Below are 19,242 nucleotides of genomic sequence, written 5' to 3' on the forward strand. Positions count from 1 at the left end.
TCGGCTCGTACCCCCTCGCCTGTGGTCGCGGCGCGGCGGACCCGCCGGCCCGCCGCGCCGTCCGACCGGTTGATCAGCTGCCGAAGAAGACCTCGGCCTCGACGTACCGCTCCAGCGGCACGGTCTTCAGCTCGCGGGTGGCCTCCGCGAGGGGCACCCGGACGATGTCGGTGCTCTGCATCGCGACCATCTTGCCCCAGTCGCCGTCGTTGACCGCGTCGATGGCCTGCAGGCCCAGGCGGGTGGCGAGCACCCGGTCGAAGGCGGTCGGGGTGCCACCGCGCTGGATGTGACCCAGCACCACGGTGCGGGCCTCCTTGCCGGTCTTGGCCTCCAGCTGCTCGGCGAGCCACTGGCCGATGCCGCCGAGGCGGACGTGGCCGAACGAGTCCAGCTCCTGGTTGGCGAGGACCATCTGGCCGTCCAGCGGCTGGGCGCCCTCGGCGACCACGACGATCGGGGCGTACTGGTGCTGGAAGCGCTTCTCGACGTAGCCGGCCACCTGGTCGACGTCGAACTGCCGCTCCGGCAGCAGGATCACGTTGGCACCGCCGGCCAGGCCGGCGTGCAGGGCGATCCAGCCGGCGTGCCGGCCCATGACCTCGACGACCAGGGTGCGGTGGTGGCTCTCCGCGGTGGTGTGCAGGCGGTCGATGGCCTCCATCGCGATGTTGACCGCGGTGTCGAAGCCGAAGGTGTAGTCGGTGGCGCCGAGGTCGTTGTCGATCGTCTTCGGCACGCCGACCACGTGCACGCCCAGCTCGTAGAGCTTGGTGGCCACGCCGAGGGTGTCCTCGCCGCCGATCGCGATCAGCGCGTCGACGCCCTGGGTGGCGAGGTTGTCCTTGATCCGCTCGACGCCGTTCTCGATCTTGAACGGGTTGGTCCGGGACGAGCCGAGGATGGTGCCGCCGCGGGGCAGGATGCCACGGACGTCCGCGATGCCGAGGGGCCGGGACAGACCCTCCAGCGGGCCCTTCCAACCGTCGCGGAAGCCCACGAACTCGTGACCGTAGGTGGCGACGCCCTTGCGGACCACCGCCCGGATGACCGCGTTGAGACCGGGGCAGTCGCCGCCGCCGGTGAGCACGCCGATACGCATGATCCGCTCATCCTCCTGGAGCATCAGGTAAAGCCCGAATTGCCCCAGGATATGTGTCAGATCAGACCATCGGCGCCGTTGCCGGCCCGGGGCGGGCCGTCACTGCGCACTGTAGTCGGCCCGCCGGTACGACGACAGCGCGCCCCGGCGCGAGCGGCCCGCGCCCCGCTGCTCAGAACGTCACCTCGTGGTTCTCGCCGGCGTTCGGCGGCCGCCCGGTGACCGCGGCCTTCGCGTAGCCGAGCAGGTTGACCACGGCGCTGTTCGCCGAGTCCCAGTACTCGGCGGAGCTGGCGTGCACCTTGATCAACGTGAGGCCCGGGGTGTCCAGCCCGTCGGGAAACCACGCCTTGAGCAGTGGGTTCCACAGCCGCTCGGCCCGTGCCCGGTCGAAGCCCTCGGTGGCGGTGCCGGAGATCGACACCCAGGCGTGGTGCTTCTGGTCGGAGAAGGCGACGTTGACCTCCGGGTTGACCCGGAGCTGGCGGACCTTGGCCGAGTCGGCGGAGGCGAAGAACCACAGCTCGCCGTCGAACTCGGCCTCCTGTAGCCCCATCGGCCGGCTCACCTGCCGCCCGTCCAGAGCGGTCGTGGTGAGCATGCAGATCCGCGCGGCCCGGGCCAGCTCGGTGACCCGGGCTCGAGCGTCGGCGGCGCTGGTCGGCTGATTGCTCATGGCACTCTCCTCCGCTTCGGTTCGTCGAACCGATGCCCGGGACAGAACCGGTCAAACCTACGGCGGTGCGGCCGGCACTCAGCGGGCGGTCATCGCCCGCCAGCGGGCCAGGTTGTGCCGGGCGTCGACCAGAGCGTCGTGCCGGGCCGCGTCCGCGTCCGGCAGGGTCGGCCGACCACTGTCGTCCCAGAGCTGGCGCAGCTCCTTGGTGTACCGGGGAATCTCCCGGGGCAGCGCCGGCATCGCACCCCAGAGCTGGGCGAGCACCACGTGGTCGTACGCGGCGTACCAGGCCCACAGCTCCAGCTGCTCCCCCGGCCGGTCCCGGACCGGCTCGACCAGGAAGTCGTACAGGTCGTCACGGATGCGCTCCCGCGACCGCCAGGCCCGGTCCGCCGGGGACGGCAGCTTGTCCAGCACGTTGCGCCGCACCCAGGGCACGGCTCGGGAGTCGTCGAACTCCGTGGAGACCGCGTAGAACTCGCGGCCGTACTCGTCGACGACACCGATCGAGACGAGGTCGACAGTTGTGCCGTCCTCGATGAACTCGCAGTCGTAAAAATAGCGATAGACCATTCCGGCCATCCTCGCCCACCGCCGTCCGGCCGTGCCCGCCGGGGGGCGCCGCACCGCTGGTGACAGGCCCGTTCGGCACTTCAATGACAGTACGCGGCAGCTCACGACGGTCACGGAAGTGCTTCGAGGGGTGTACAGCAAGCGACCGGACCGTCATGATCTGATGTGTACCGCTACCGGATGCCGAATCGGTGTCAGTTCACCTTGTCAGGGCCATCAGGTTCACCCGGTGAGCGAGTTTGTGGTCCATGACCGGGGAGGGGTTGGGCCGTGGAGATGCGCCTGCCGGAGCCGGGTGACGCGCTCACGGGTGTCGAGATGTTCGCTGGTTTGGAGCCCGAGGTGCGGCAGCGCGTCATCGCCGCCGCCGTCCCGCGCACCTACCGCAAGGGCCAGTTGCTCTTCGTGGAGAACGACCCGGGTGAGTCACTGATCGTGTTGCGCCGCGGCGCGGTGGCTGTCTTTCGCACCGCGCCCACCGGCGAGCGGGCCGTGCTGTCGGTGATCCGTCCACCGGACGTGCTGGGCGAGGTCTCCCTGCTCGACGCGTCCACCCGGTCCGCCTCGGCCGAGGCCATTGAGGACTGCGCGGCGCTGGCCCTCTCGCGCGGCGCGTTCATGGAGCTGGTGCACTCCAACCCCCGCATCCTGGACGCGGTGATGCGCTCGCTGGGCGGGCTGATCCGCCGGCTCACCGAGCAGAACGCCGACCACGTCTTCCTCGACCTGCCCGGTCGGGTGGCCAAGACGCTCGTCCGGTTGGCCGGCGAGAGCCAGGCACCGATGATCACGATCGAGCTCAACCAGAGTCAGCTGGCCGAGATGGCCGGCGGGTCCCGGCAGAGCGTCAACCAGGCGATCGGTTCGTTCGCCAGCCGCGGCTGGCTGCGGACCGAGGGTCGCCGGATCGTGGTGACCGACGTGGCCGCGCTGCGCCGACGCGCCGGCATGAACGACCGCTGACCGATCGGGCCCGGGTCAGTGCGTGTTTCGCGTACCGCGAGCCCTCCCGGTGCCCACGCACGGCTGTGGCCGGCAGACCCGTGGGTCCGCCGGCCACATCCGGCCGATCAGTTGTCCGTGTCGTCGGCCGGCGGCGCGCCCGGGCCCGGCCCGATCTTCTTCGGGTCGGTCGGCTTGTCAGCCGTGGACGTGCTCGACGACGTGGTCGTGGTCTTTCCCGACCCGCCCCCCTGGCCTTCCGGCTCTTCCACCATGCCCTGCTCCTCCAGCTCGGCGAGAGTGACCGCATCGACGTCTATCGTGTCGCCCGGAGCCCATCGCATACCACCCGGATCGGTCCACGAGGCGGACAGTCGCACCTGCACGGCACTCTCCCTGACATGAAACTTCCTGGTACGGAACACTAACTCCGACCGATCGATGGCGTCGCCCGCCCACACGTCGGGTTCCCGACTGGCCCGGGTGGACGCGATACTGACCCATCTCGCCCACGGAGCTGAACATCGACCTCAGGTGTGGACACTGCGCCCGCGCGGCCGGGCCGGACGACCGTTTCTGCGGCGGGTGTGGCCAGCCGCTCGCGGTCACCTGCGCGCACTGCGGGCACGCCAACAGCACCGAGGTCAACTTCTGCACCGGCTGTGGCCAGCCCCTGCGGGACCACGTCGGTGTGGTGCAGGAGGATCGCCGCCAGGTCAGCGTGCTCTTCGTCGACATCGTCGACTTCACCAGCTACGCGGAACGGACCGACCCGGAGCAGGCCCACGGTCTGCAACAGACCTACTTCGCGACCGTGCGACGGATCGTGCACCAGTACGGCGGGGTCGTCGAGAAGTACATCGGCGACGCGGCGATGGCGCTCTTCGGCGCACCGGTGGCCACCGACAACGACGCGCTGCGGTGCGTGCGCGCCGGGTTGGAGCTGCAACGCAGCCTGGCCCACCAGCCCAACGGCCCGCAGCCGCCGCTCGGCTTCCGGGTCGGCATCGCGACCGGCGAGGCCCTGGTCGACCTCTCCGCCACCCGCGACGGCGGGCAGGCCTTCGTCACCGGGGACGTGGTCAACACGGCGTCCCGGTTGCAGGCGTTCGCCCCGGCGGGCGGCGTCGTCGTCGACGAGAGCACCTGGTCGGCCACCCGGCACGAGATGGAGTACGCCGACCAGCCGCCGGTCACCCTGCGCGGCCGGTCCGCGGTGAGCCGGATCTGGTTGGCCGTGCAGGTCCGGCCGGACCGGGACCTGCGCACGGCCGAGCTGACGCCGATGGTGGACCGGGAACACGAGCGCGGCCTGCTGATCAACGCGCTACACCGGACGGTGACCGAGCGGACCTCCCAGTTGGTGACGGTGTTCGGCCCGGCCGGTGTGGGCAAGAGCCGGCTGCTCCGCGAGCTTGAGCGGCACGCCGGCCGGCTGCCCGGCCCGCCGGTCACCTGGCTGGTCGGGCAGTGCCCGCCGTTCGGCGAGAACGTCACCTGGGCCGCGCTGGCGGACATCGTGAAGAGCTGGGTGGGCGTACCGGAGGTCGACGACCCGGCCGCCCTGCGGGAGCGGCTGCGGGCCCGGCTGGGGCAGCTCGCCGACCCCCACGCGACCCGGCTGGCCGAGGCACTCGGCCCGCTGATCGGCGTGCCCGGCGAACGACTCACCCCGGGCGAGACCGAGGCCTCCTGGCGGCGTTTCCTGATCGCACTGGCCACCACCGGGCCGACAGTGCTGGCCTTCGAGGACATGCACTGGGCGGACCAGGCGATGCTGGCCTTCGTCGAGCAGTTGGGCGCGACGGCACGCGGCGTACCGCTGCTGGTCGTCGCGACCGCCCGCCCGGAGCTGCGGGAACGGCACCCGGCCTGGACCGCCACGATCAGCGGCGCGATGTCCATCTCGGTGCCGCCGATGCACGACACCGACATCGACACGCTGTACTCGCTGCTGCTCGGGCAGTCCACGCTGCCCACGACCGCGCGCACCCCGCTCATCGAGTTCGCCGACGGCAATCCGCTCTACGCCCAGGAGTACGCCCGGATGCTGCTCGACGGCGGGCTGCTCGACGCGGCGCGCTCGGCCTCCCGCCTCGACCCCGACGGTGGCGCGGAGATGCCGCGTACGGTGCAGGCGGTCATCGCCAACCGGCTCGACCTGCTGGACCCGGCCGACCGGGCGGTGCTCCAGGCCGCCGCGGTGGTCGGCGTGCAGTTCTGGGCCGCGCCGGTGGCTACGGCGCTGGGGCGGCCGGTGGAGTGGGTGGAGCGCGCGCTGGACCGGCTACAGCGGCGCGACCTGGTGTACGAGCAGGGCACGTCGACGATGCCCGGCCAGTCCGAGTACCGGTTCCGGCACATCCTGGTGCGGGACGTCTGCTACCAGCGGCTACCGCGGGCCGAGCGGGTGCTGCGGCACCAGCGCACCGCCGACTGGATGGCGCAGCTCGCCGACGGCCGACAGCACGACCTGGCCGAGGTGCTGGCCAACCACCGCTGGGCGGCGCACGAGATCGCCCGGACCGTCGGGCTGGACACCGCCCCCTACGCCCCGCCCGCGCGGGCCGCGCTGCACCGGGCGGCCCGCCGGGCGTACGAGCTGCACGCGTTGGACACCGCGGCGGCGCTGGTCGGGCGGGCGCTGACCCTGGACGTCGGCCCGGACCCGGCGCTGGAGCTGTTCGACGCGGAGCTGGCGTTCTACCGCGACGGCGACGCCTTCCTGGTGGCCGGCGGCACCGACACACTCACCCGGCTGACCGAGCGGCTCGCGGCGGCCGGCGACCGGACGGGTGCGGCGCGGGCGTGGACGCTGCTCGCCACCGCCGCGTGGAGCCGGGCCGACCGGGCCGCGACCCTGCACTACCTGGACCAGGCGATCGGCATCTACAGCGAACTACCGGACAGCCAGGAGAAGGCCAGCGCCCTGCTGGAGCTGGCCCGCGTGCACATGCTGAACGCCGAGACCGACCCGGCGTGCGCGGCGGCCCGCGCCGCGGCGACCCTCGCCGAGCGGCTCCAACTGCGCGAGGTGCAGGCCAACGCGCGGATCACTCTGGCGGTCGCGCGCTACCTGGCCGGTTCCGCCTCGGCGTACCCGGAGCTGGTCGAGGTGACCGAGCACTGCCGGGTGGAGCGGCTGACCAGTCGACGTCGCGCGGTGCAGAACCTGGCCTGGGCGTTGCAGGAGGAGGGCGACCTGGCCGGCTCGGCCCGACTGGTGGACGAGCAGCTCACCCTCGACCTGGGCGGAGAGCACAGCCTGGCGACCAGCTTCGCCGACCAGTGGGCGCGGGCGTACTACGCGGGCGACTGGACTGCCGCGCTGGCCATGTGGGCCGAGTCGACCCGCCGGCCGACCGCGGAGTGGGACCTGCACATCGTGGCGGTCTCCGGCTGGATGCGCGGGCTGGCCGGCGCCGGGCCGGACGCGCTGGCGGAACCGGCCGGGATGGCGGGACCGGCGGCGCTGGCGGAACCGGCCGGCACCGCGCAGCCGGGCGGCACGGGTGGGGACCTGGTCGAGCAGGCGCTGGTCGCGGCGCGGCGCACCGGATTCCACCGGGTGCTGCGCTCCACCCTGGCGCACGCCGCGCTCTGCCGGGCCGTGCAGGGTCGCCGGGACGAGGCGATGGCGCTGCTGACCGAGCTGGACGAGGACTGGCGGCGGACCCGGATGATCCCGTTCGCCGAGTGGGTGCCGGCCGTGGGGCACGTCGCCGGGGTGCTCGGCGCGGACGCCGCCCGGCTGGTCCGGGAGATGCTCGACCGGGCGCCCCGGACGACCCCGTGGGCTCGCGCCGCCGGTCAGGTCGCCGACGCCACGCTGGCCCGGCACACCGGCGACGCGGCCGGCGCCGCGCGCCTGCTGAGGTCGGCGGCGGCCAGCTACGCCCGGATGACCGACGTGACAGACGAGATCATCACGATGGCGCTGGCGATCGGCCCGCTGACCGAGACCGACCCGTCCGCCGCCGCGACGACCCGCGCCCGCCTGCACGACTTCGCCACCCGCCACCACGCCCCCACCCTGCTGCGCCTGCCCTGACACCAACGCCCGCGTCGGGGACCGTGCTCCGGCGGCAGTACGGCCAGACGGCCAACCGGCACCGAGATGGCGCTGGTCGCGCAAGAACGGACAAAGGACCCCGGTCGCGACCTGCGGCGGCAGCCGTGACTTTGGAAGACGCGACACAACGCACTCCCGGAACCATGCCCTGACGTGTCACGATTCAGAGCACGGCGTGCGGACGGGCGTCGAGGGTCGCGCCGCGAGGCGCGTTAAGGGGGATGTCCGGGTGTCAGCGGGTGGTGCCCGCCGGGGACGGCGGGACAACGGGCTCGACGCGAACGAGTACGCCGTCGTCGGCGACGTCGATCCGCGCGTCGGCGAGCACCTGCTCGACGTGCTGGCCGCCGGCGGGATCGCCGCCTACCTGCAGCCCTCCGCCGACCTCAACCCGGTCACCCGCACCACCACCGTTCCGGCCCGGCCGGTCGACCGGCTCTACGTCGACCGTTCGCACCTGGCCACCGCACGGGACTACCTGACCCAGCTCGCCGACGAGAGCACCCCCGAGCAGCCGCCCGCCCGCGACGAACCGGACATCGACGCCGAGTGGGCACGGATCGTGGCCGGCTTCCACGCCTCCTCCACGGTTGGCGAGCACCCGTGGCCGGCCTCGGAGGACGTGGACGACCGCGACGCACGGGACGCCCGGGACGAGCCGACCACCGGCCCGCTGGCCCGCGCGGGGACCGACGAGCCCGGCCCGACCGCCACCGACACCCGCCGGCTCCCGTCCGCCACCGACTTCTCCGGGATCTCCGTCGGGCGCGACACCCGGGCGGACGAGCCGTCCCTGCTCGACGGGTTGGACACCTTCGGGGCCGATCTGCCCGACGACGAGGACGACGAGGGCTACCACCCGCCCCCACCGCCACCGTTCCCCCGGATCAGCAAGTACGCGGTGGTCGGTGTGCTCGGCGTGGTCGTCGGGTTCGTGCTCTTCCTCTTCCCGTGGTTGATCCCGGTGGACCGCTCGGCGGTCACCCTGTTCGGGTTCACCGGCATCCTGGCCGGCTTCGTCACGCTGATCTGGCGACTGCGACCCGGCGACGAGGACGAGGACGACCCGGACAACGGCGCCGTCGTCTAGGTCCAACCCTGGCCCGCATCCCGGGACGCCGCCGACCCGCCGTGCGCGTAACAGTGGTGTAACTTACTGTCAGTAGGAATACCGCTGTACGTCACTTCCCCCGCTGACTGACCGGTTTTCCCTTGCTCGTGGCGGTCAGTCCTCTGCTGATCGGAATGCCCGAGATGCGACAGAGTTCTCTCGTGGTGGTCGCCAACCGCCTCCCCATCGACGACAGCCAGGCCCCCGACGGAGCCTGTGAGTGGCGGCGCAGCCCCGGTGGGCTGGTCAGCGCGCTGCACCCGCTCCTGCGGCACACCCCGGCGACCTGGGTCGGCTGGGCCGGCGGCACCGGGCCCGCCCCCGCCCTACCGGACGTCGACGGCGTCCGCATGCACACCGTCGCGCTCAGCCCAGAAGACCTGCGCGACCACTACGAGGGGTTCGCCAACGCCACCCTCTGGCCGCTCTACCACGACGCCGTCGAACAGCCGCAGCATCACCGACGGTGGTGGGAGGCGTACCAGCGGGTCAACCAACGCTTCGCCGAGGCGACCGCCGCGGTGACCGAGCAGGGCGGGGTGGTCTGGGTGCAGGACTACCACCTGCAACTGGTCCCCGGTCTGCTGCGCGCACTCCGTCCCGACCTGCGCATCGGGTTCTTCCTGCACGTGCCGTTCCCGCCGCCGGAGCTCTTCATGCAGCTGCCGCGCCGGGCCGAGTTGCTGCGCGGGATGCTCGGCGCCGACCTGGTCGGCTTCCAACGGGTGCAGGCGGCCCACAACTTCGCCCAACTGGTGACGAGGGTGCTGGACCTGCCGGCCACCGACCGGCGGATCGGCATCGACGACCGGGTCGTGCGCATCGGCGCGTTCCCGGTCTCCATCGACACCGCCGAGATGGGCGCGCTCGCCGCCCGCCCGGACGTGGCCGCGCGCGCCCGCCGACTCCGTCAGGACCTCGGCGATCCCCGGCAGGTCATCCTCAGCGTGGACCGGATGGATTACACCAAGGGCATCGAACAGCGACTCAAGGCGTACAGCGAACTGCTCGCCAGCGGCGACGTCAAGGTCCGCGACACGGTGTTGGTGCAGGTCGCGATGCCGAGCCGGGAACGCGTCGGCCAGTACCAGATCCTGCGGGAGCGCATCGAACGCGAGGTGGGTCGGATCAACGGCGAGTTCGGCCGGGTCGGCGAGCCCGCGATCCACTACCTCACCCAGCCCTTCGACCGGGCCGAGTTGGCCGCGCTCTACCGGGTCGCCGACGTGATGGCGGTGACCCCGCTGCGCGACGGGATGAACCTCGTCGCCAAGGAGTACGTGGCCGCCCGGGTGGACGACACGGGCGCCCTGCTGCTCAGCGAGTTCGCCGGCACCGCCGCCGAGCTGTCCCAGGCGTACCTGGTCAACCCGCACGACCTGGAAGGGCTCAAGCAGGGCCTCTGCGCCGCGCTGCGGGCCAGCCCGGCCGACACCACCCAGCGGATGCGGGCCATGCGCGCCCACCTGGAGGAGCACGACATCCGGGCCTGGGCCCGATCCTACCTGCGCGCGCTGGACGAGCGCGGCGCCCTGGCCAGCCGCCTGAGCAGCGCCGATCCCGGCCCCGACGACACCCAACCCGTCGACACTCGCCCCGACGACGACGCCCGCGTGCCGCAACCCACCACTCCGCCCACCGCGGCCACCCGCCAGACGGCCGGCTGACCGCCCACCCCGGCGACTGAGCACCCACCCGCCCGCGCCGGCGATCAGCCGACGGCGGCGACCCCGACCTGGGCGGGCGCGGGTGCTCAGTGCGCCGTGGGCTCCTTCTCCAGCCAGTCCAGGATCGCGTCGATCGGCTCCGCCCAGCGCGCGTCCAGCATCAGGTCGTGGCCCATCCCGGGAAAGAGCAGCGGAGCCGAACCGTAGCGGCGGGCCACCCGGGTCAACGTCGACGCCGGCACCACCCGGTCGTCCGGGCTGCCCAACACCAGCACCGGCGGGGCACCCACCGCCGGCTCAGCCGCCGGCTCACCCAGCAGCGCCCACTGCGCCCGCCGACCCGCCCGGCCGAGCCGCCCGACATACCGCCGGGCCTCCTCGTCGGGCAACTCACGGCTGAACAACTGCCCACCGTTGAGCCGCAACGGCCCACCGAACACCGCCGGCACCGTGCCCGCCGGATTGCGGCGCAACGCCGCGCCCAGCACTCCCCAGCCACCGAACACCGGCGCCACCAGCACCGCGCTGCGCGCCGGGTAGCGGGCCAACGCGTGCGCCACCACCAGAGCCCCCGCACCGTGCCCCACCAGCACCGCCTGGCGCGGCAGGCCCGCGGCCACCTGGACCACATCGTGCGCGTACGCCCGCAGCGTCGCCTCCGGCGCCGGCTCGCTGGCACCATGCCCGCGCAGGCTCATCGCGTACGCCGGGAACCCCCGCGACACCGCATGACCCAACCAGTGCTCGGCGAACGCCCACGCACCGTGCCCGAACCCGGGAACGAACAGCAGCGGCGGCCGCCCCTCCTCCACCTCGGGAAGGGCACTGAGCACCTCCCGCCGGGCCGGCCGGACCGGACGGGACCACTCCCGGCTCCGCATGATCCGCAGCTCACCGCTCGCGCTCACCGTGCCAACCCTCCGTTCGCGACTGCGGGGCTCGCAAGCTCACTCCTCGCGCTCACCGTGCCAACCCTTCGTTCGCGACTGCGGGGCTCGCAAGCTCACTCCTCGCGCTCACTTGCTGCTCTCCAGGTCGTGCAAGGCGCGCTGGACGGCGCGCAGGTAGTCGGCGTGACCGACCTCGAACCAGTGCCGGCTGCTGTCCTTGACCGGCCCGGAGTACCGCTCCCCGGCCCGCTCCCGTACCCGCCGCGCGAACGCCATGGCCCGTTCCGGCCGGTCCCGACGTGCCTGCAGCAGCCGCGCGAAAAGCACCGTCTGCCAGTGCGACAGGGTGAACAACCCGGAGTCCGGCTGCAACAGGCCGGCGACGGCGAGGGTCGGATGACCCGGCGTGAACGCGTTGAGCCACAGCGTGGGCCGACCCGCCCCGGCGCTGTCGGCGAACACCGACGCGTCGAGGAACTCGAACCGCGGCAGGTAGCCGGTGGCGAAGACGACCACCTCGGGGTCGATCTCCCGGCCATCGGCCAACTCCACCGCGTACGGGCGGAACCGGGCGACGTCGGGCACCGGGCCGATCCCACCGTGACCCACGTAGTAGACGAGCTGGCTGTTCGCGATCGGGTGCGTCTCGTACACCCGGTGGTCGGGCCTGGGCAGACCGAAGCGGGTCAGGTCACCGACGGTCAACCGCATCGTCCAGTGGTAGAGCCACTGCCGCACCCGCAGCGGCACGCGCAGCGCCAACAGGGTGTCGTTCACCTGGTCGGCGGGGCGGCCGAGCACGTACTTCGGCGCGTACCAGTAACCGCGCCGGGTGGAGTGCCAGCACCGCGACGCCTGCTGGGCGGCCTCGACGGCGATGTCGCAGCCGGTGTTGCCGGCACCGACCACCAGCACCCGCTTGCCGCGCAACTGCGCCGGGTCCTTGTAGGACGAGGCGTGCATGATCTCGCCGCGGAACTCCTCCAGGCCCTCGTAGCGGGGCAGCTTCGGCGACCAGTTGTGCCCGTTGGCGATCACCACGGCGGCGTACCGGGAGGTGCGCTCCGGGCCGTACCCGCCGGTGGAGCGGGTGGTCACGTCCCACCGGTCGCCCTCGGCGGGCTCGACCCGGACCACCTCGGTGCCGAACCAGATGTGCGAGCGCAGGTCGAAGTGGTCGGCGTACCGCTCGAAGTACGACAGCAGTTGACTGTGGTGCGGGTAGTCCGGCCAGGAGTCCGGCATCGGAAAGTCGGGGAACTGGGTGAACGGCTTCGACGAGATCAGGTGGGTGCTGGCGTACACCGGGCTGCGGTCGTGCCGCCAGTTCCAGGCGCCGCCGACGCCGGTCTCCCGTTCGTAGCAGTCGACACCGAACCCGTGCTCGCGCAGGTTCTTGATGGCCGTCAGACCGCTGGCCCCGGCCCCGATGACGCAGACCGTGTCACCCCGGTCGGAGACCGGGCGATCGTCGCCGCCGCGCGCGGGCGGGGTCGCCTCCGGGTCGGGCCGGCCGTGGTCGGTGGAGGTGGACACCGGGACATCTCCTTTTGGTACGGCAGGCGTGCCGGTCGCCGCGAAATCCTCTCCACAACGGAGCCGGATGTCCAGTCCTGAGGCGGACGCGTCGACGGTCGGGCCGGGGTCGGGGTCAGCCGGCGGCGGGCAGCAGCAGGTCGACCAGGACCGGGAAGTGGTCGCTGGCCCGGCGGGTCTGCGGGGTGTCCACCACGTCGTAGTCGACAACTGTGATCCGCGGGTCGACGAAGAGCGCGTCGATGCGCCGGCGCGGGTCGGCGCAGGAGTAGGTGAGCCGGTCCGCCCGGTCGGCCGCCACCGCGGTGTCGGTCAACCCGCGCGACACGGTCGCCCACGCCGGCCCGTCCGGGCCCTCGTTGAGGTCCGCCCCGGCCACCACCGGGCTGGTCGCCGCGTCCAGCCCGCGCTTGAACTCGGCGGCCTGCGCGGGGCGCTCGGTCGGGTCGGTGGACAGGTGCGAGCCGGCGAGGGTGACGTGGGCGTCGCCGACCCGGCAGTCGGCGTACACGGCGCCGCGCAGGTGCCGGCCGGGGGTCAGCGGGAAACGTTGGCAGCGGGTGCCGCGCACCTGGACCCGCAGGCTGGTCACCAGCAGGTTGCCCAGCGCGGGCAGCCCGCCGGCGGCCACCACCAGGCCGAACGACTCGGCCAACGTGGCGGACTTCTGCCGCCACCGGAACCGGCGCGGCCCCTCCTGCACGATCACCACGTCCGGCCGCGCGGCCCGGACCACCGCCGCCAGCGCGGCGGTGTCGTCGCGCTGGCCGTGGATGTTGTACGACACCACACGCAGCGGCACGCCCATCGCGGACCGCCTCAGATCCGGCGGGCCAGGTCGGCGGCGCCGATCACCCCGGCGCTGTTGCCCAGCTGGGCCGGGAGCACCTCGGCCACCGGCAGGCGACCGCGTTGGGCGAGCGCGTCGAGGTACGAGCGGCGTGTCGGACCGAGCAGCAGGTCCCCGGCGTCGATCACACCGCCACCGACCACCAGGGTCTGCGGGTCGAGGATCTGCGCCATGTCGGCCAGACTCGTGCCCAGCCAACGACCGATCTGGGCGAACGCCTCGGCGGAGACGGGGTCACCACCCTGCGCGGCGGCGGTCACCATGTGGCCGGTGATCGCCTCGGCCTCGCCGCCGGCCAGGTCCAGCAGTGCGGCGGCCCGGTCGGGCTCCTGTCGGGCGCCGGCTCGGGCGAAGCGCACCAGGGCGCTGCCGCTGGCGTACTGCTCGATGCAGCCCAGCCGGCCGCAGCCGCACTGGTGCCCGTCCGGCACGGCCAGCATGTGGCCGAGCTCCGCGGCGATGCCGTGCGCACCCCGCATCAGCTCCCCGCCGAGGACGATGCCGCCGCCCACGCCGGTGCCGATGGTGAACATGATCATGGAATCGTCGGCGTCGCGGGCCGCGCCGTAGCGGAACTCGGCCCAGGCGGCCACGTTGCCGTCGTTCTCCACGATCACGGGGAGGCCGACGGCCGTGCTGACGTACTCGCGCAGCGGTTCGTCCCGCCAGGCCAGGTTGGGAGCGAAGAGCACGGTCGAGCGGCTGGCGTCGATCCAGCCGGCCGCGCCGATGCCGACGGCCTCGATCGTCCGCCCGGCCGTCAACTCGCCGACCAGCTCGATGATGACGTCGCGGGTCTTGCCGACGTCATCGGCGGGGGTGTCCCGTCGGCTCTGCACGAGGACCGTGCCGGTGTCGTCCACGACACCGCCAGCCACCTTCGTGCCACCGACGTCGACTCCGATGGTCAGCGTCACCGCTGCCGCTCCCCTCTGCTGTCCGACCCGGGTGCCGGCGGCCTGCCGGTCCGGGTCGGGATGTCCCGCGCTCAGGCGCCGTCGCCCGGTGCCTGCGCACCGGTGTCGTCCGGCACCCGCGAGGCGGGCACCGCGGGACGAGTGGTCGGTGCCGGTACGGTCGCCGGCCCGGCGTCGTCGACGGGTGGTGCGGCGGCCGGGGCGAGTGGGTCCGCCGTCCGGGTGGCGACCGACCAGACATCCCGCTCCGGCGCCGGCTGAGAATCATGCCCGGTACGGGTGGCATCGCGCCACACGTGGTTTTCGCCGGCGGCGGTGGACGGGTCGTCGGGGGCCGGCTCCGGGAGCACATCGTCGGTGCTCGCCGCGGGTGCCGACGGTGGCGCGGAGGTCGGCGCGGAGGTCGGCCACGATGTGCTCGTCGTGGGCGGCTCCGCCGGGGAGAACGCGCGGAGCAGGCTGGCGACGCCCGCCGCGAGGTCACCGGCGCCGGTCGCGAGGCGTTCGGCGAATTCCGGACTCGGATCACGCAACGCGGCGATGCCCCGACAGACCGGGCAGACGCAGCATTCGGCCGATCCGGTGGCGAAAGCACCGCCGGTGCCGGGCCGGCCCTCCGGGTCGGCACTGTGACCGAGGACACCGGCTAACACCGCACCCAGCGAGCCGAACGCGCCGCCCGCCGAGCCGGCGGAGGCCAGTCGTGCCCCCGCGAGCAGGGTGGCGACCAGCCGCTCCGCCTCTTCCCGGGCCGAACCCGGATCCGTTCCGCCCACAGTTGGCTCCTCTACCGTGCCACCGGACCCGTCACTGCGCCGCACCGGTTGCTTCTACCCGGCGCTTGAGCTGCTTCAACGCGGTGTCCATGATCATCTTCTCGGCTTTGCGCCGAAACATTCCGAGCATCCCCACCGACAGGTCGACCTCCAGCGTGTAGGTCACCGTCGTACTGCCGTCCGGGTTACCCACCAGGTCGTACGAGCCGCGCTGGGACTTCTGCATCTTCGAGGGAGCGACCAGGTGCCACTCGATCCGGGACAGGTCCTCGGCGTAGGAGTAGGCGAGCACGTACTCGTCGGCCATCACCCCGGCGTCGATGGTGAAGCGCACCTGGCTGGCGTAGCCGTCCTCGTACTCCTCGACGACCTCGGCGCGCCGCACGGCCTCGGTCCACTCCGGGTAGCGCGCGAAGTCGCAGATGACCGCCGTCACCCGATCCGGTGCGGCGCCGATGATGATCGACTGGGTGGAGGAGTCCGCCATGGGGGGAGGCTACCCGCCTCCTGCTTGTCCCACCCGGACCGCCCGCCAGGTAGGTTTCGACGCAGCCGCCGTCCGTAGGTGGTGGCCGGCCCGGCCAGTGCGAGCACGAAGGAGTGCAGGTGCGCGAGTTCTCCGTCCCGCCGATCGTCACCGTTGGCGACGCGGCCAACCTCACCGATCCGGTCTGGGACAACGCCGAGGTCGCGCCCGACGCCGTCCAGTTCGCCCGCCCCGTCCCCGGCGCCGAGGGCACCGTCACCGCCTGGGCCGACGTGACCTGTCTGCAGTTCCGCGACGAGGTGATCGCGGTGGCCCGAGGGCTGATCGCGGCCGGCATCCAACCGGGTACCCGGGTCGGGCTGATGAGCCGCACCCGCTACGAGTGGACGCTGCTGGACTACGCCATCTGGACCATCGGCGCGGTCACCGTGCCGATCTACGAGACGTCCAGCGCCGAGCAGGCCGCGTGGATCATCGAGGATTCCCACACGGTCGCCGTCGTGGTGGAGACCGACGCGCACGCCGCCCTGATCGCCGACGTCCAAGACCGGCTGCCCGACCTGGCCCAGGTCTGGCAGATCGACCTCGGTGGGGTCGACGAGCTGGTCAAGGCCGGTGCCACGGTCGAGCTGGCCGAGGTCGACCGGCGACGCAAGGCGGTCCGCGCCGACGACCTGGCCACGATCATCTACACCAGCGGGACCACCGGCCGGCCCAAGGGTTGCGTGCTCACCCACCGCAACATGTACGCCGACATCGCCAACGCGGTGCCGGTGCTGCCCAACCTGTTCAACGCCGGCGCGACCACCCTGCTCTTCCTCCCGCTGGCGCACGCCTTCGCCCGGCTGATCCAGATCGGCGTCGTGCAGGCCCGGGCCACCATGGCGCACTGCGCCGACACCAAGAACCTGGTCGCCGAGTTGCAGGCGTTCCGGCCGACCTTCGTGCTCTCCGTACCCCGGGTGTTCGAGAAGGTCTACAACGCGGCCAAGCAGAAGGCCGAGGCCGACGGCAAGGGCGGCATCTTCGCCCGCGCCGAGCAGGTCGCCATCGCGTACAGCGAGGCTCTGGAAACCCCCGGCGGGCCGGGCCTGGCGCTGCGCGCCCAGCACGTGGTCTTCGACCGGCTGGTCTACGGCAAGCTGCGGGCCGCGCTCGGTGGGCGATGCCGCGACGCCATCTCCGGCGGCGCGCCGCTCGGCGCCCGGCTCGGTCACTTCTTCCGGGGCATCGGCGTGACGGTCCTGGAGGGCTACGGCCTGACCGAGACCTCGCCCGCCGCCGCCGCGAACCTGCCGACCGGCACCCGGATCGGCACCGTCGGCCGCCCGCTGCCCGGCGTGACCGTGCGGATCGAGGACGACGGCGAGATCCTGATCTCGGGCGAGCTGGTCTTCCAGGGTTACTGGCGCAACGAGACGGCGACCGCCGAGTCGCTCAGCACCGACGGGTGGTTCCGCACCGGCGACCTGGGGCAGCTCGACTCCGACGGCTACCTGAGCATCACCGGGCGCAAGAAGGAGCTGATCGTCACCGCCAGCGGCAAGAACGTCGCCCCGGCCGTGCTGGAGGACCTGGTCCGGGCACACCCGTTGATCAGCCAGTGTGTCGTCGTAGGCGACCGCAAGCCGTTCATCGCGGCGCTGGTCACCGTCGACGAGGAGGCGCTGCCGGCCTGGCTGGAAGGTGCCGGCATGCCCGCCGACACCCCCGCCGAGCAACTGCGCGAGCACGAGGCCCTGCGCAGGGAGATCCAGGCCGCGATCGACACCGCGAACCAGGCCGTCTCCAAGGCCGAGGCGATCAAGATGTTCCGGGTCCTGCCGCACGACTTCACCGAGGCGACCGGCGAGCTGACCCCGTCGCTCAAGGTCAAGCGCCAGGTCGTCCACAAGACGTACGCGGCGGAAATCGCCGACATCTACCGAGGCTGACTACCATCCGTCACGTGCCCGCATCCACGACCACCGCACCGCACCCGCATCCCCTCGCCGCGGCCGCCCGCCTGGTGATGCTGGCGCTGATCGCCATCCTGACCCTCTTCGCCACCCGCGACGTCACCCAACTGTGGTGGATCGCGCTGCTGGCGGTGGCCGGGCTCCCGTCCCTGCTGGCGCCGCAGCACCCGCTGATCGCGCCGCTGAGTCGGGTGGCCGAGGTGGTGGTGCTGGGCCTGGCCGCGAGCCAGGTGGCCGCGGTGGCGTCGATCGGCACGGTCGACGGGCTCGGCGCGTCGGCGGTACTGCCCTACCTGGCGGTCCCGGTGACCGTCACCGCGCTGCGCCGCCGTTTCCGCGAAGGTGCCGCGCTGCTCGCGGTCAGCGCCGCCACCCTGCTGGTCAGCGGTGCGCTGACCGAGGTCGACGGAGGGGTCCAGCTCGGCCAGCCGGGTTACCTCGCGGTCTGCGCGCAGTGGCTGATCCTGGCGGTGCTGGGCCTCTACGCCGCCGGCACCCTGCACCGGGTGCTGGTGGTCCGCGGTGAGGGCAAACCCCAGCCGTACGCCGAGGCGACCCGACTGCTGACCCAACTACGGACCGTGGCCCGCCAGTTGCCCGGCGCCACCCTGGACCCGGGCGGCATCTCCGAGCACCTGCTGGAGGAGCTGCGTACGGTGGCCCAGGCGGACCGGGGCGCGGTGCTGTCGGCCAGCGGCGGCGGTCGGCTCGTGGTGCTCGCCCAGGCCGGCGTCGACCGGGTGGACTGGGAGACGACGCTGGACGCGGACTCGGCGATCGCCGACGCCTGGGCCAGCCAGCAGGCCACCACGGCCGCCCGGTCGCAGTCGCGCTCGCACCGGGGCGCGGACGTGTCCGCGCTCATCGTTCCGCTGGTCGCCGGGGTGCGCACGGTGGGGCTGGTGGTGCTGGAGGCGGATACCGCGCACGCGTACCCACCGCCGGTGGTGTCCCGGGTGACCGCGCTGACCCGCCCGGCCGCGCTGCGGCTGGAGGCGGCGCTGCTCTTCGACGAGGTGCGCTCGCTGGCCACCAACGAGGAGCGGCAGCGACTGGCCCGGGAGATCCACGACGGGGTGGCGCAGGAGCTGGTGATGGTCGGCTACGGCATCGACAACGCCATGGCCACCGTCTTCGACGACGCCGACGAGACCGCCGAGGCCCTGCGTACGCTGCGCGGCGAGGTGACCCGGGTGATCCAGGAACTGCGGCTGAGCCTCTTCGAGCTGCGCAGCGAGGTGGACCGGCAGGGCGGGCTGGCCGCGGCGATCGCCGAGTACGCGCGCACCGTGGGCGCCTCCGGTGGGCTGCGGGTGCACCTCTCGCTTGACGAGTCCACCGCCCGGCTGCCGGCCGCCACCGAGGCCGAGTTGCTGCGCATCGCGCAGGAGGCGGTGACCAACGCGCGCAAGCACGCCGGAGCCTCGAATCTGTGGGTCACGTGCGAGGTCGACCCACCGTACGCGCAAATAGAAGTGTCGGATGACGGTCAGGGGATGGCTGACCAGCGCCCCGACGGACGGTACGGTCTTGCGATCATGGCCGAGAGGGCGGAACGTATCCGGGGCCGGTTGGAGATCAGGCCGCGGCAACCCAGCGGCACAACCGTGGCCGTGGTTGTCGGCACCTCGTCCCGCCGAGATAACGTGCGCGACAGCGCAGCACCAGAAGGGGAGTAACCC

General features: G+C 72.6%; 16 protein-coding genes. 6 read left to right on the top strand and 10 right to left on the bottom strand.

The genetic code is table 11. From position 1 onward, the window contains the following. Nucleotides 1-73: 73 nt before the first annotated feature. The 3 genes from AB0B57_RS25590 to AB0B57_RS25600 all read right to left on the bottom strand — a co-directional run bounded on the left by AB0B57_RS25590 (nt 74) and on the right by AB0B57_RS25600 (nt 2,354). Entirely contained in the window at nt 74-1,102 is a 1,029-nt protein-coding gene (locus tag AB0B57_RS25590) for a 6-phosphofructokinase (protein ID WP_357074956.1), read from the bottom strand. Nucleotides 1,103-1,274: 172 nt separating this feature from the next. Continuing rightward, entirely contained in the window at nt 1,275-1,778 is a 504-nt protein-coding gene (locus tag AB0B57_RS25595) for a pyridoxamine 5'-phosphate oxidase family protein (RefSeq protein WP_357074749.1), read from the bottom strand. A 78-nt stretch (nt 1,779-1,856) separates the two neighbouring features. Beyond that, nucleotides 1,857-2,354 (bottom strand): polyadenylate-specific 3'-exoribonuclease AS, encoded by a 498-nt coding sequence (locus AB0B57_RS25600; protein WP_357074959.1) that lies wholly within the window; start codon nt 2,352-2,354, stop codon nt 1,857-1,859. Nucleotides 2,355-2,624: 270 nt separating this feature from the next. Between AB0B57_RS25600 and AB0B57_RS25605 the strand changes: the two genes are divergently transcribed. Then, the gene (locus tag AB0B57_RS25605) at nt 2,625-3,317 is read left to right on the top strand and encodes a Crp/Fnr family transcriptional regulator (RefSeq protein ID WP_007463121.1); all 693 of its coding nucleotides are present in this window, start codon (nt 2,625-2,627) and stop codon (nt 3,315-3,317) included. A gap of 107 nt (nt 3,318-3,424) precedes the next feature. On the opposite strand, the gene AB0B57_RS25610 is transcribed toward AB0B57_RS25605, so the two are convergent. Continuing rightward, nucleotides 3,425-3,682: a hypothetical protein gene (locus AB0B57_RS25610; RefSeq protein WP_357074752.1), complete on the bottom strand. Its 258-nt coding sequence runs from the start codon at nt 3,680-3,682 to the stop codon at nt 3,425-3,427. 137 nt (nt 3,683-3,819) lie between these two features. Here AB0B57_RS25610 and AB0B57_RS25615 point away from each other — a divergent pair, with 137 nt between their 5' ends. From AB0B57_RS25615 to AB0B57_RS25625, 3 genes are all read left to right on the top strand, one after another. Further along, nucleotides 3,820-7,347: an adenylate/guanylate cyclase domain-containing protein gene (locus tag AB0B57_RS25615; RefSeq protein ID WP_357074962.1), complete on the top strand. Its 3,528-nt coding sequence runs from the start codon at nt 3,820-3,822 to the stop codon at nt 7,345-7,347. A gap of 250 nt (nt 7,348-7,597) precedes the next feature. Next, on the top strand, nt 7,598-8,458 hold the full coding sequence (locus tag AB0B57_RS25620; RefSeq protein ID WP_357074755.1) for a DUF308 domain-containing protein: 861 nt from the start codon (nt 7,598-7,600) through the stop codon (nt 8,456-8,458). A gap of 164 nt (nt 8,459-8,622) precedes the next feature. Then, a complete protein-coding gene (locus AB0B57_RS25625) occupies nt 8,623-10,146 on the top strand; it encodes a trehalose-6-phosphate synthase (protein WP_357074758.1) in 1,524 nt (507 codons plus the stop codon). Between the two features lie 86 nt (nt 10,147-10,232). Here the strand turns inward: AB0B57_RS25625 and AB0B57_RS25630 are convergent, their stop codons facing one another. The 6 genes from AB0B57_RS25630 to AB0B57_RS25655 all read right to left on the bottom strand — a co-directional run bounded on the left by AB0B57_RS25630 (nt 10,233) and on the right by AB0B57_RS25655 (nt 15,602). After that, nucleotides 10,233-11,027: an alpha/beta fold hydrolase gene (locus tag AB0B57_RS25630; RefSeq protein WP_357074965.1), complete on the bottom strand. Its 795-nt coding sequence runs from the start codon at nt 11,025-11,027 to the stop codon at nt 10,233-10,235. 135 nt (nt 11,028-11,162) lie between these two features. After that, nucleotides 11,163-12,572: an NAD(P)-binding domain-containing protein gene (locus AB0B57_RS25635; protein WP_357074762.1), complete on the bottom strand. Its 1,410-nt coding sequence runs from the start codon at nt 12,570-12,572 to the stop codon at nt 11,163-11,165. A gap of 115 nt (nt 12,573-12,687) precedes the next feature. After that, nucleotides 12,688-13,380, bottom strand: coding sequence for an endonuclease/exonuclease/phosphatase family protein (locus AB0B57_RS25640; protein WP_357074765.1), 693 nt, complete (start codon nt 13,378-13,380; stop codon nt 12,688-12,690). An 11-nt stretch (nt 13,381-13,391) separates the two neighbouring features. Beyond that, nucleotides 13,392-14,339 carry an ROK family glucokinase gene (locus AB0B57_RS25645; RefSeq protein ID WP_357074767.1) on the bottom strand — a complete coding sequence of 316 codons (948 nt, stop codon included), beginning with the start codon at nt 14,337-14,339 and terminating at the stop codon, nt 13,392-13,394. Nucleotides 14,340-14,410: 71 nt separating this feature from the next. Further along, nucleotides 14,411-15,115: a hypothetical protein gene (locus AB0B57_RS25650; RefSeq protein ID WP_357074770.1), complete on the bottom strand. Its 705-nt coding sequence runs from the start codon at nt 15,113-15,115 to the stop codon at nt 14,411-14,413. 31 nt (nt 15,116-15,146) lie between these two features. After that, nucleotides 15,147-15,602, bottom strand: coding sequence for an SRPBCC family protein (locus AB0B57_RS25655; RefSeq protein WP_357074773.1), 456 nt, complete (start codon nt 15,600-15,602; stop codon nt 15,147-15,149). Between the two features lie 119 nt (nt 15,603-15,721). Between AB0B57_RS25655 and AB0B57_RS25660 the strand changes: the two genes are divergently transcribed. Together AB0B57_RS25660 and AB0B57_RS25665 are read left to right on the top strand one after the other, a co-directional pair. After that, nucleotides 15,722-17,536, top strand: coding sequence for a long-chain fatty acid--CoA ligase (locus AB0B57_RS25660; protein WP_357074776.1), 1,815 nt, complete (start codon nt 15,722-15,724; stop codon nt 17,534-17,536). A gap of 14 nt (nt 17,537-17,550) precedes the next feature. Beyond that, on the top strand, nt 17,551-19,239 hold the full coding sequence (locus AB0B57_RS25665; protein WP_357074779.1) for a GAF domain-containing sensor histidine kinase: 1,689 nt from the start codon (nt 17,551-17,553) through the stop codon (nt 19,237-19,239). The last annotated feature ends 3 nt before the right edge of the window (nt 19,240-19,242 follow it).

It is taken from the genome of Micromonospora sp. NPDC049101, from assembly GCF_040648675.1.
Classification (GTDB): Bacteria; Actinomycetota; Actinomycetes; order Mycobacteriales; family Micromonosporaceae; genus Micromonospora.